Source organism: Cellulophaga sp. 3_MG-2023, assembly GCF_030546975.1.
GTDB lineage: Bacteria > Bacteroidota > Bacteroidia > Flavobacteriales > Flavobacteriaceae > Cellulophaga.
The window spans coordinates 588736-601069 of record NZ_JAUOPS010000001.1 but is presented as its reverse complement, the minus strand read 5'-3'; the positions used below and the strand labels follow the sequence as shown (position 1 = coordinate 601069).

The following is a 12334-nucleotide window of genomic DNA, read 5'->3' as shown; positions in this document are numbered from 1 at the left end:
TTTGTTATTATTAAAATAAGGTTATATCTAATTGTAATACAGCTTTTTCTGCTTCTGGATTCCACATTAAAGTTACATCTACTGGCAATTTATACCCTTTTATATCTATATTTTTATTGTAAGTTGTACCAACGTTTATAATATTACCACTACTTTCTGTATAAAAAGTTTTGTCTGTTATAAAAGACCAAGCTCCACCAGCAAAAACTGACAAACTAGAGTTTTTATCTTGCCAAACTTTACTATTAATTTCAAAATAATGCGTCCAAGAATTTTCTAAACTTCCATCATCTAAAACTTCATAGTCTCCAGAACCTCCATTTATAATTGTTGCTAAGTATAATAATGTATTTGGTGTAACATTATATCCAAAATTAAGGTCTACAAAGTTGTATCCTTGGGTTTTATCATAACTCCAATAGCTTAATTTATCTCCTCTTTCTTCTACTCCAGTATAATTATTATGGGTAACTGCTTCTATAAAAAATTTGTCAGAAAAACGGTATTTTGTATAAATAGATAATTCTTTGTAATACGCACTTACATTATCTCCCGTATCTTTATTTATTACATCTGTAGTAGCAAAACTTCCTCCACCCCAAAAACCAAACGTAAACTTTTCATTTTTTGAGTTAAACTCTAAACTTGTAGCTAATACGGCTCCAGAGTGCACAACAAATCCGTGCCATATATGCATATTTTTAACGTGTGCACTAACGCTAAATGGCTTATAATCAACTATAGTATCATTTTGTGCATAAATTAAATTTACTCCAAAAACAAATACCAAACCAATACACAGACTAATATTTTTTGGTAATAATAGCTTTAAATCTTTCATATCTTATAACATATTATCTACATAATTTTATAAACGTCATTTTTACGTTTGTTTTCAAATGTAAATAAATAATAACTTAAAAACCTAATAAAAAGTATTTAAAATGTATTAATTTAACATTTAAGTGTATTATTTTACCCTTAAAATGAGATATTATCAATTTAAAATGAAAATCATAAAAACGTATTTAGTACGTTTAATAATAAAAAATACTTATATTAGCCTAAATATTATCTATAATCCTTTAGATTGACTTATACTATGGAACAGAAAAAAATATTAAACATATCTGTAGATTGTGTTGTTTTTGGTTTTGATACCATTACCAAATCTTTAAATGTTTTGCTCATTAAAAGGTATTTGGAGAAAGATAAAGAAGTACTTGTAGATGATTATGTATTAACAGGATACCATGTATATGAAGACGAGACGTTAGACCAAACAGCCACAAGAGTATTAGAAGAACTAACTGGTTTAAGAAATCAATATAAAAAACAATTTAAGGCTTTTGGTGATCCAAATAGATTGATGAATAAAAAGGATCTTGTATGGATTAGGAATGAAGAATTTAATTTACGAACCATAACTATTGCCTATTATTTTTTATTAAAGACAGATGATGTAGATTTAAATAAGAATAAATACAACGCTAAATGGTTTCCTGTTAACAACTTACCAGAAGTTGGCTTTGACCATAAAAACATTATCTTAGAAGCTTATGAAGATTTAAAAGTAAAATGCTTGTCTGAACCTATAATTTTTAAATTATTACCAGACAAATTTACCATTAATGAGGTTCAAGATCTTTACCAGTCTATTTTATGTATAGAAATTGATAATAGAAACTTTAGACGAAAGCTTATTAATAAAAAATACATCATAGCTTTAGATGAAAAACAGGTTGGCGTTTCTAAAAAACCTGCACAATTATATATGTTTAGTAAAGATATATATGATAAAATGTTTCAGAAAAATTATTTAATTAGCATATAATAAACTCTTAGTTATTAAAAATAAAAAACCGGTTATTAAAAAATAACCGGTTTTTTAAAACTAACTCAACTACTAACCAATTTAACTACCAACTACAAGTAGTTAAATCTCAATCAATCTAAAAAACTACTATTATCAAAAATCTTATTTACACTACAAAGATGCGGTATTTAGTAATGCTAATGTTGAACAATCTGTGTATTGGTAGTGATTTTCTGTAAATACCCTATTTAATTCTGTAATTGTATTTTACACTAATATACCTTTAGATGTGCATACTCAAAAACACAAAAAGCCAGTTATAGTAGAATAACTGACTTTTGTAAAATTGATATTGTTTACCCACTAATTTAAATAATTTTGAACCACTGTTGCGCGTTCGCTAACGTGATTTTTTAATTCGTCTACCGCTATATAAAAATCTGCACTAGAATTTAAGAATGTATGCCCTTCTAATTCTGTAGTTGCATAAGGTTCTATTAATGATGCATAATTGGTGTATTTAGATTGCATAGTACTAGTATTAAATGCATTGTCTACTACATCTTGCACATAAGCATTATAGGTAGTTTTATAAGTATCATCTGCATATAAATAGCCAATTAAAGGCCATTCTGTTGAGTTTATATCAGAAAAATCTAAAGCTAAAGAGCCTTGCATATTTCCATTTTGTAATGCTTCATTATTGTCCCAAGGTATCCATTGTAACTTTTCTGTATCTGGATTGTTGTATAAAAAGTAATTATGCGTCATTCTACCATACGTATCCCAGTTTTGTATAACAGTATTTACAGCTAAATATTTTAAAAACTTATCTGTATCAAAAACCGATTCTAAATTTGTTCTCCAAGTTTCAGGGTCTGTAGTTCTATTCTCTGCGTGTAAAACTTCAAAAACGCTTAAAATATCTGAATAATCTTCATCGTCTTCATTTGTTTTCTTTACAAAAACATCTTCAGTAAAAGAGCCATCTGCAAACCTTGCGCCATCACCATCTGGTTTGTACAAGTTTCCATCATTATCTGCAAACTGCGTATCTATAACTGTATCATCTACTTCTTCTACCATAGTGTATAAACCAAAATACACAGGTTCGTCTCCGTAATCTACATATACAGCATAAAAAGCAGTGTGTGAGCTAACAACACCTGCAGCTGTAAATATATCTGCAGCAACTTTTTCTCTAAGCATAGATTTGTCATTGTAGTTGTTTTTTAAACTCAATTTTTTAAATCCATAAAAACGTTGATTGTCTATTTGCGGGTATTCATCTTCAAACTCATCAAAGTCTAACTTAAATGATAGCTTTAAATTGCCATTAGACCAAGTAGATTGTAAACTTGAGTTTCCTTTAAAACGCAAACCCACTCTATACCATTCTTTACCTTCATAATAAACATCACCAGGAACAAAAATAGGATCTTCTTCTGTTTCTACTAATCCGTTACCGGCAGGAGGGCCACCAGCACCTGGACCTGAATTAGTACTTGTGCCAAATTCACCATAATTAGTTGTCATATCATTTAACATTGCTTGCCAACGTTCTTCTGTGATCACTAAATCTAACCTCTTTACCTCTGTGTTACTAAATACTTCATCAAAATTAGGATCTGCACTTTTACTGTGTGTAGCGTCTGTCCAGTCTGTAGCTTCAAAGTCACTATCTTCAAATGTTTCTACATAAGCTGTAGTTTCTGTTTCTGTCTGTTCTTCCGTTGTATCTATGCTATCACCAGAATCATTAGTACATGATATACATAATAAAAACGGGACTATAAATAGTATGTTAAATACGTTAATTTTTTTCATTATTATTTTGTATTAAAATTAAATTATATAACAAATATGAAAAATAGAATAACGTTAAATAAAGAGTTTCTGTGAACCAACCTCTGTTTTCTGTAAAAAGTTAAATGCAAGCAGTAAAATTATTTTAATGTACAAAAAAAAGTGCTATCCGTAGATAACACCCTTAATATTTATAAAACATCTAACTAATTAGTTGCTTTTGGGTAGTCTGTATACCCTTTTTCTCCTGGAACATAAAAAGTACTATCATCCCACTCTGCAAGTTCTACATTATCTCTAAAACGCTCCACCAAATCTGGGTTAGATATAAACGGTTTACCGTAAGCAACTAAATCTGCAAAACCATCTTCTATTACTTTGTTGCCAGATTCTTTATTAAAACCAGAATTAATCATTAATGTTCCATTATATAATGGTCTAAAGTGTTTTGCTATTTCGGTAACTGCAAATGGTATGTTAGACACATCTGTAAATGGTTCTGACAAGTGAACATAGGCTAAATTATAGTCGTTCAATTTTTTTATAATATATTCAAATGTAGGTATAGTTTCTTCATCCATAGTAATACCAAATAGTCCGTTTAAAGAAGGATTAAAACGTACACCTATTTTTTCTTGCGGAATTACTTGTTTCATTTCATCTAAAACTTCAAAGAAAAAACGAGCTCTATTTTCTATACTACCTCCGTACTCATCTGTTCTGGTATTAGACGTTGCTGTAAAAAACTGATGAAACAAATAACCGTTACTAGAATGAATTTCTACACCATCAAAACCTGCCTTTACAGCATTTTTAGCAGCATTTTTAAAATCTTGTATTGTTTCTTTTATTTCAGATAGTGTCATTGCTTTTGGCGTAACAGTATCTTTAAAACCCTCTTCTGTATAAGATTTTTCATTAGGATTAATAGCAGACGGTGCTAGTGGTAATTCTCCGTTATGAAAATCTGGATGTGATATACGACCAACGTGCCAAAGCTGAATAAATATTTTACCACCTTTATCATGCACTCGTTTTGTAACTTTTTTCCAGCCTTCTACTTGCTCGTCAGAATAAATACCAGGTGTATTTATGTAACCAACAGCTTTTTTAGAAACCTGAGACCCCTCTGTAATTAGTAAGCCTGCAGATGCTCTTTGTTCATAATAAAGTCCTTGCAACTCATCTGTTGCTGCTTTTTCTTTATTAGTTGCACGGCTACGAGTCATTGGTGCCATTGCTACTCTATTTTTAAGCTCTATATTTTTAAGCTCTATATTTTTAAGCTCTATATTTTTAGTATAAGGTTTTAGTAAGTTTTGCATACTCATTAAATAAAATTTTATAATTATGGTGAATTACAAATTTACAAGAGCTTATTGTCAATTTCATTGATCTATATCAATTATGATATATTTAACTCTTGAATATAGCACTAGAAATTTAGTTCTATTTAAAATAAAACCCAAATTTGTTAATAAACATAACACATTCTACCCATTCAAATAAGATTAATAATTATGAATATAGATAAAAAAATGTTAAAATAATGCCATTTAACAATAAAATACATCTACATATGTAGGAATATACTTTTTAATATTGCATCATATTAATTTAAAATTTTTACTATGATGAAACTAAAAATTAAACATGTGTATTTAGCAACAATGGCAACTATGCTTATTGGTTGCTCTAAAGAAATTGAAGAAGTAGAAAATACAGAACAAGCAGAAGTGCTTACAGAAGTAAGTGCACAAGCAACTAACTTTTATAAACCACCAACAGCAGCAGTTTTAGCTAATAAAGTAAACTTAGTAACTGCGTATGGGGTAAATAATAGAGACGCTAATGATGATACAGAAAAATTAAACAAAGCTATAAAAGACATTTCTGGGTCTGGGGGTGTAATTATTATTCCTGTTGGTAAATATTATTTAAATAAAGTTAGAATGCGCTCTAACGTTCATCTACAGATTGAAAAAGGAACAACAATTTACCCTACAAAAGGTTTGACTCCAGCAAAAAATCATAGAATTTTTGACTTTGCTAATAAAACAGAAGACAAAATAAAAAATGTTAGTATTACTGGTAAGGGAGGTAAATTTAATGTAGATGTTAGAGGTAATTCTTCTAAAAACATTATTGTAGCAGACGTTGGTAATGTAGATAATTTTAAAATAGCCAACTTTTCTATTAAAGATGACAAAACAGTATTTGCATCTATACTTATTAGTTTTACAGGCAAAGCTGGTGATGCTTGGCCACATAATGGTATTATAGAAAATATAAACCAAACCAATGCGCATACAGGTTATGGTTTAATACAAGCATATGCTGCAGATAACATACTTTTTAATAACCTAAGTTGTACTGGTGGTGTAACATTAAGATTAGAGACAGATAACCTTGCTATGAAAACGGCTAAAAAAGGAGGCGTAAGAAAAATATTTGCAACAAATATTGCAAATAAAAATGGTTTAACTCCTGTTATGTTCTCTCCTCACTTTATGGAAAATGGAAAAGTAACTATAGATGGTGTTTCTGCAGTTGGTTGTGCTTATGCTGTGCGTGTAGAACACGGTTTTATAGAACTTTTTGACAAACAAAACAGACCTAGTGCAGAAGCTTTTAAAAACTATATAGAAGGTATTTTAGGTGCAGGTTCTGTACAAATTGTTTACAAACGTAATAATGGAAGAACTTGGGCTGCTAGAATTGCTAACAATTTTAGTGAAATTGCATATAACCACCCTAACCCAGCTGTTAATGGTATTAAACCAGGAAGTTTTAAAAACTCTACAGTAAAAAATGTAAAAGTAACTTACAAAAACACAGGAGCTAAATTAAAACAAGCCTTTTTACCTTATTTACCTTGCTCAGAATGGTCTAAATTGTGTAAACCTGGGCCTTCAGGTTTTGAGTATAACGGTCCATCTTTAGGTGTAACCATAGACAACACTAAAAATGATAACAGTCTAGGTAATTACAATGTAAATGTAACTACATCTAGGGTACAAGGTTTTCCTAGCAATCATATTTTAAATGTAAAACACAACACTGCTAAACTTTGTAATAAAGGTGTTGGCACTATTAACTCTTGTAATTAAAATTACATTCTAATTTTATAAAAAAGCCAATCTATTTAGATTGGCTTTTATTAATTACTTCTCAATATTTTCTTCTAAGGCAGCTCTAATTTGTTCGCCATCCCAATGCCTATCAAATTCTACTATACCTCTTTTAAAATCTTGTTCTAATAATTTTTCTTGCTGTTCTAATTCTTTACGAGCTTTAAAAATATAATTATCATCACCAATTTTTTTCTCTTTGGCCAATCGTCTTATACTGTCTTCATCATATTTTATAAAATTTTGTATTTGACGCTGTAGTGTATATTTTCTAAAACCCATTTGACTTAGAACTTCACTAGCTAGTTTTAAAGAAGTCTCTAATGATTCTCTATAGATATGATCTATTTCCATATTTAAAAACTCATACGCTGCGTACCTACTTTTTGCTCTAACCATTAGCTTTACTTGTGGATAATTACTTTTTACTGTTTTAGCTAATTTTTTAATAACATCAGGATTATCCATAGCACATATCAATATATTTGCCTCTGCTATACCTGCAGATTCCAATAAATCTGTTCTTGTAGCATCTCCATAATAAACATCAAATCCCATTTTGCGTAAAAAATCTACTCGGTTAGAGTCGTGATCCAAAATAGTGGCTTCTACGCCGTGTGTACGTAAAAAACGACCTATAGTACTACCAAAATGTCCAAAACCAACTAAAATAATTTTTTGCGATTTTGCTATATGGTCCGTTGGTCTTTTTATGGACTCTTTTGTTCCTAAACGTGGTAATATAACCCGCTCGTTAATAATACCTATTATTGGTGTAACAGTCATTGTTAATGCTGTTACAACTAGCATAATATCTAACTGGTCTTGTTCTAATATATTTAAAGAAAAAGCAAAGGATAGTAATACAAAAGCAAACTCTCCTACTTGTGCTAAACTAAAAGTAAGTAATATTTTTTGGTTTAGTTTTAACTTAAAAAAAGAAGCTGTAATAAATAACACCAATGCTTTTAAACCTATTACGGCCAACAAAATACCACCTACAGTTAACGGACTTTTAGCTATTACAATAAAGTTAATAGATGCACCAACTGCCATAAAAAACAGTCCCAATAACAAATTTTTAAATGGTTCTAGAGTACTTTCTAACTCGTGTTTAAACTCGCTGTTAGATAATACTACACCTCCTAAAAAAGCTCCTAAGGCCGGACTTAAACCTACCAACTCCATTAAAAATGATATTCCAAATACAATAAGTAATGCCGCAGCAATTAATAATTCTCTAACACCTGTTTTTGCAACTTTACGTAGCATTGGAACTATTAAATAACGACCTGCTACAACTATTAAAACCACAGAAACTAAAATGGCCAAAGTTTGTAAACCCAAAGGCAAATTCTGTAATAAATTTGCCTTTTCGCTATGGTTCTCTACAACTGTATTATCTGTATTTGCTAATAAGGGTAAGGCACCAAGCATAAAAATTACTATAATATCCTGAAACAGTAATATAGAAAAAGATGATGCGCCAAATGTTGTATTTAACAGACCTTTTTCTTTAATTGTTTGCAAAGCTATTGCTGTAGAAGATAAAGCTACTGCCATAGAAAAAGTTAAAGCTACTTTCCAATCAAAATCAAATAATATAAATAAAAAATAAGAAAGTAACATTGTACCTGCAACCTGTACACCTCCCATTCCTAGAATAGTTTTTCGCATTTTCCAGAAGTTTTTAGGCTCTATTTCTAAACCAATTAAAAACAACATCATAACAACTCCAAACTCTGCAAAATGTAATATATCTTCTCCTTCATTACCTATAAACCCAAATACATAAGGGCCAATTAATACACCTGCTAATAAATAACCTAAAACAGAACTAAGTCCTAAACGTTTAGCTACAGATACACAAACAATTGCTCCCAATAAAAAAACTATGGCTTCAAAAAGAATACTACCCGTCATATATTTACGTGTTTAATTGTGGAATATCATTTAAAAAATAAAAGCCACTAACATCTGTTACAGCCATATTTTGTTGCAATAAGTCTAATAGTTTGTCATACTGCTGTGCATAATCATTTAAAATTTCTTGAGCCACTTTATGTGTACCCATAACTGCAAAAGGAGGAAAATAAAGCATTCCGCATAGGTTTGCTGTTTGCTCAAAAGGTCGTAAAAATTCGTTTACAGAAAAACTATTGGTTCCTGTTTCACAATACACTGCTCTAGAGCCACCTGTTGTAATAACATTTAAACTCTTTTTACCTTGTAAAGCATTTCCGTTGGGACCGTAAGCCCAACCAAATTCTAATACCATATCTATCCACTGTTTCATTAGAGGCGGACAACTATACCAATAAAAAGGATGATGCCATACTATAATATCGTGCTCTAAAAGCAGTTTTTTCTCAACCTCTACATCTATATTAAAGTCTGGGTAACACTCGTATAAATCGTGAAATTTCACTCCTTCTTTATTTTTAATTTTATCAACTAAAGCTGCATTTGCCCTAGATTTTTCAAACTTAGGGTGAGCAAATAAGACAAGTACTTTTTTCATTTTACTAATTTAGTTGAAAACATAAGATACAAAAAATGAATTTTAATTATTTATATAACATACTAATTTACAATGTTATATTGTTGCTAATTTTAATTAACTCTTCAATTTTAGTTTCGTTATAAGCATCTGGATGTGCTTTTGAGTAATCTCCTTTGTCATTATCAAAATAACTTTCTGTTTTAGCCATATCTGTTATACTTAAATCATACAAAATATCAACTCCTTTTTCTGCATGAGACCAATGCTGACCATAAGCCTCATTTGCCATTTTAGTGTTTAAAAGAGATCCAGGATTTACAGCAACTACTGTAATACTAGGTTCTTTTTTAGCTAAATTAAAACTCCACATTGTTAAAGCTAACTTACTCTGTGCATAGGCTTCATTAGCTCCTAAATTCATTTTACCTTGTAATGCTTTTAAAGAAATAGGAGATTGTGCAGCAGAACTTAGATTTACTATTCTAGGTGTATTAGATTTTTTTAATAAAGTTAACAATGATGTTGTAAGCTGATAAGGAGCTAAATAGTTAACCACTAAACGAATATCTATCCCATTTGCTGTAGCATCTGCTTTAGTCATTAAAACACCTGCATTATTTACAATAACATCTAATTTTGGTAATGTATTATTTATTTCTAACGCCATTTTTTTTACCGCGTCTAAATCTGAAAAATCGGCTAAAAAGCCTATAATATTATCGCTATTAGATTCTTTTTTTAACTCTGTTAACGTTGCATTCAATTTGGCTTTACTTCTTCCGTGAATGGCAATAAAATGTCCCTCTTTTGCTAACCGTAAAGCTAATAGTTTGCCTATTCCGTCTGTGCTTCCTGTAATTAATATATGTTTCATCTTTTTTTGACTTTAGATTGATTTAAATTAAATTATTGGCAGAAGTATATTCTGCCAATAATTTTTATCCTATTTTTTAAAACGGAGCAATGGTATCTTTAGGAGCCTCTGGTATACTCCAACGATCACGAGCACTAATACTTTGTGTTGCTACAACTTTAGATTCTGAGTTACCTGCACTACCATAGCTACTTGCTCCTCCTCTTGGTATTTGCATACGGTCTCCGTACAACCAAACCACTAAATTATTACGTTGTCCGCTAGTAATTGGGTGTGTAGCGTGTGGCACATTTCCTGTATGAATTATTGCTTTACCTGGCTCAAAAATAGTTTGTACAACTTTACCTGTGGTTCTGTTATGAAAATCTACTTCTGACCCTGTAAATTCTTCATCTGGTAAGTTAATATTAATATTTAAAGTAGCAGCAGAAGCATCCGTGTGTGCGTGTAAATCTTTGTCTTTATCTGGATTGTACTGAATAGAAAAACCAAATGTTTGGTTATCATAACCATAAGTACCAAGTAATAAACGAGCTATTGGGCGCATATAACGATCCATAATTTCATTATAAAATGCCTGAAAACTTGGTGCTGCAAGGTATCCTTCAGAGCGTGGATCTAGCATAACTCCGTAACGATTTAATTGAATACCGTAAGGTGCACGTCTAGGAATTTCAGAATTTACTGTAGCTTCTAAATACTTACGAAATTCCGCCAAGCGTTCTATATCAAAAAACTGAGCTACATAAACTCCAGGTATAACTTCTTCCCATAAATCTGCAACAGCGTTTTCCTTTTCAGGGTTTTCCCAAGCCTCATTTATCGCTTTTCTCAATTTAGGATCAAGTAGTGTTTCATCTGGAACTAACAAACTGTCTTTATTTTCAAATTCCCATACATCCCAAGCATCTTCAAGTAGTTTTCGGTTACTATTCCAGAAATGAGATACAGAAGGCTCTCGTCTTAAAGAAGCTTCTCTAGTAGGTAGTGTAAGCGCACGAGCTTCTGCAAGTGCATTTTTATTTGTTGTTGTTTTCATAATATCATTGTTTTTTGCTAAAAATTACTATCGCAGTATATTTTAGTTTTTATAACTATTTATTCGTCTTAATAATCTAATAACAAAGGTATTTAGACACACAAGCTTAAAAAGAGTAAAAAACAAAGGGCTTTTAGTAAAAAAAGAGGTAATTGGTAATTTATTAGGAGATGCTTGACTTGTAAGCGCCAATAGTCATCCCTTTATAAGTTTGGAAGGTCTTGTTAAGGTGACTAGAATCTGTAAAGCCCAATTCCATTGCAATTTCAGAGAATTGCAAATCTGTATATTTTAATCTAGTTTCAACAAGCTTTAATTTGTAGTTGATAATGTACTTTTTTAGCGACACATCGGTGTGCTTTTTAAAATATTCGCTGATATAATTATCTGCCATATGAAATTCCTCTGCTAAACTTTTAGTAGTTAACAATTCGGAATTATAAATATTAGAATGAATATAATTGATGATTTGCTGAATTTTAGACGATTTTACTTCTTTTACCGATTCTGAAGTGTTTATAAACTGAATATTTCTGGCAATTAAATGTAAAATAACCGACAATGAATTCTGAATAATGAAGATATCAAAAGACTGTTTGTTTAAATATTCGGTAGCCACCATATTTACTAAAGCTACTAAATGCGAGCGATCTGATTCGGTTTCAAATTGCATTTCACGAAGTTCGTGACTTTCACTATTTAATATTTCTTCAATTTTACGAAACCAATTATTAACAGGTAGTGTTTCATTTTGAGAAGACGTGTTTTTAAAAAAACTCTTTAAAAATTTAATAGCTACAGTTGTCGTTGCTGTTTCTGGATTAACAATATAAATATCATCAGGAATAAATACAAAAATGCTATTGGCTGAATAATTTACCGTTTTACCATTAATTTTTATAGTACCTGACCCTTTTTCAAAATAAATAATTTCAAAAAAACGAATGGTTGTGTACTTACAAAACTCAAAAAAAGTTTGTTCTTGATATTTAGCAATTACAATGTTTTCTATAATGGTACGTGCCATAATTAATGGTTTAATTATTTACAAAAAAAAGTTGCCCTAAAGCAACTTTTTAATTGGGGAACCGTCTTTTAGTAAGATACTAAAAAACAGCGTGTAAACGGTTAAGCTTATATTATTTTTTTATCTAAAAGAAATGCC

10 protein-coding genes are annotated in these 12334 nt (G+C 30.5%); 2 read left to right on the top strand and 8 right to left on the bottom strand.

Translation table 11 applies throughout. The features are described from left to right. Positions 1 to 10: 10 nt before the first annotated feature. Complete coding sequence (locus tag Q4487_RS02440) at positions 11 to 841, bottom strand: hypothetical protein (protein WP_303544418.1); 831 nt, start codon at positions 839 to 841, stop codon at positions 11 to 13. Positions 842 to 1102: 261 nt separating this feature from the next. Here Q4487_RS02440 and Q4487_RS02435 point away from each other — a divergent pair, with 261 nt between their 5' ends. Continuing rightward, positions 1103 to 1834 carry an NUDIX domain-containing protein gene (locus tag Q4487_RS02435; RefSeq protein WP_303544416.1) on the top strand — a complete coding sequence of 244 codons (732 nt, stop codon included), beginning with the start codon at positions 1103 to 1105 and terminating at the stop codon, positions 1832 to 1834. A 345-nt stretch (positions 1835 to 2179) separates the two neighbouring features. Here the strand turns inward: Q4487_RS02435 and Q4487_RS02430 are convergent, their stop codons facing one another. After that, on the bottom strand, positions 2180 to 3643 hold the full coding sequence (locus tag Q4487_RS02430; RefSeq protein WP_303544413.1) for a CotH kinase family protein: 1464 nt from the start codon (positions 3641 to 3643) through the stop codon (positions 2180 to 2182). 185 nt (positions 3644 to 3828) lie between these two features. After that, entirely contained in the window at positions 3829 to 4947 is a 1119-nt protein-coding gene (locus Q4487_RS02425) for an alkene reductase (protein WP_303544410.1), read from the bottom strand. Between the two features lie 306 nt (positions 4948 to 5253). Between Q4487_RS02425 and Q4487_RS02420 the strand changes: the two genes are divergently transcribed. Next, the gene (locus Q4487_RS02420) at positions 5254 to 6732 is read left to right on the top strand and encodes an Iota-carrageenase (protein WP_232732627.1); all 1479 of its coding nucleotides are present in this window, start codon (positions 5254 to 5256) and stop codon (positions 6730 to 6732) included. 54 nt (positions 6733 to 6786) lie between these two features. On the opposite strand, the gene Q4487_RS02415 is transcribed toward Q4487_RS02420, so the two are convergent. From Q4487_RS02415 to Q4487_RS02395, 5 genes are all read right to left on the bottom strand, one after another. Beyond that, complete coding sequence (locus Q4487_RS02415) at positions 6787 to 8676, bottom strand: monovalent cation:proton antiporter-2 (CPA2) family protein (protein ID WP_303544407.1); 1890 nt, start codon at positions 8674 to 8676, stop codon at positions 6787 to 6789. Between the two features lie 4 nt (positions 8677 to 8680). Next, entirely contained in the window at positions 8681 to 9274 is a 594-nt protein-coding gene (locus Q4487_RS02410; protein ID WP_303544404.1) for an NAD(P)H-dependent oxidoreductase, read from the bottom strand. Between the two features lie 67 nt (positions 9275 to 9341). Continuing rightward, positions 9342 to 10130 carry an SDR family NAD(P)-dependent oxidoreductase gene (locus Q4487_RS02405; RefSeq protein WP_303544401.1) on the bottom strand — a complete coding sequence of 263 codons (789 nt, stop codon included), beginning with the start codon at positions 10128 to 10130 and terminating at the stop codon, positions 9342 to 9344. 76 nt (positions 10131 to 10206) lie between these two features. Continuing rightward, positions 10207 to 11169 (bottom strand): 2OG-Fe(II) oxygenase, encoded by a 963-nt coding sequence (locus tag Q4487_RS02400; protein WP_303544399.1) that lies wholly within the window; start codon positions 11167 to 11169, stop codon positions 10207 to 10209. 163 nt (positions 11170 to 11332) lie between these two features. Then, positions 11333 to 12196 carry an AraC family transcriptional regulator gene (locus Q4487_RS02395; RefSeq protein ID WP_303544396.1) on the bottom strand — a complete coding sequence of 288 codons (864 nt, stop codon included), beginning with the start codon at positions 12194 to 12196 and terminating at the stop codon, positions 11333 to 11335. Positions 12197 to 12334 lie beyond the last annotated feature (138 nt).

Bases quoted from the DNA above. Each gene is read 5' to 3' on its own strand.
- Q4487_RS02415 (WP_303544407.1), bottom strand. From the start codon at position 8,676: ATGACGGGTAGTATTCTTTTTGAAGCCATAGTTTTTTTATTGGGAGCA.
- Q4487_RS02405 (WP_303544401.1), bottom strand. From the start codon at position 10,130: ATGAAACATATATTAATTACAGGAAGCACAGACGGAATAGGCAAACTA.
- Q4487_RS02440 (WP_303544418.1), bottom strand. From the start codon at position 841: ATGAAAGATTTAAAGCTATTATTACCAAAAAATATTAGTCTGTGTATT.
- Q4487_RS02435 (WP_303544416.1), top strand. From the start codon at position 1,103: ATGGAACAGAAAAAAATATTAAACATATCTGTAGATTGTGTTGTTTTT.
- Q4487_RS02410 (WP_303544404.1), bottom strand. From the start codon at position 9,274: ATGAAAAAAGTACTTGTCTTATTTGCTCACCCTAAGTTTGAAAAATCT.
- Q4487_RS02395 (WP_303544396.1), bottom strand. From the start codon at position 12,196: ATGGCACGTACCATTATAGAAAACATTGTAATTGCTAAATATCAAGAA.
- Q4487_RS02425 (WP_303544410.1), bottom strand. From the start codon at position 4,947: ATGCAAAACTTACTAAAACCTTATACTAAAAATATAGAGCTTAAAAAT.
- Q4487_RS02420 (WP_232732627.1), top strand. From the start codon at position 5,254: ATGATGAAACTAAAAATTAAACATGTGTATTTAGCAACAATGGCAACT.
- Q4487_RS02400 (WP_303544399.1), bottom strand. From the start codon at position 11,169: ATGAAAACAACAACAAATAAAAATGCACTTGCAGAAGCTCGTGCGCTT.
- Q4487_RS02430 (WP_303544413.1), bottom strand. From the start codon at position 3,643: ATGAAAAAAATTAACGTATTTAACATACTATTTATAGTCCCGTTTTTA.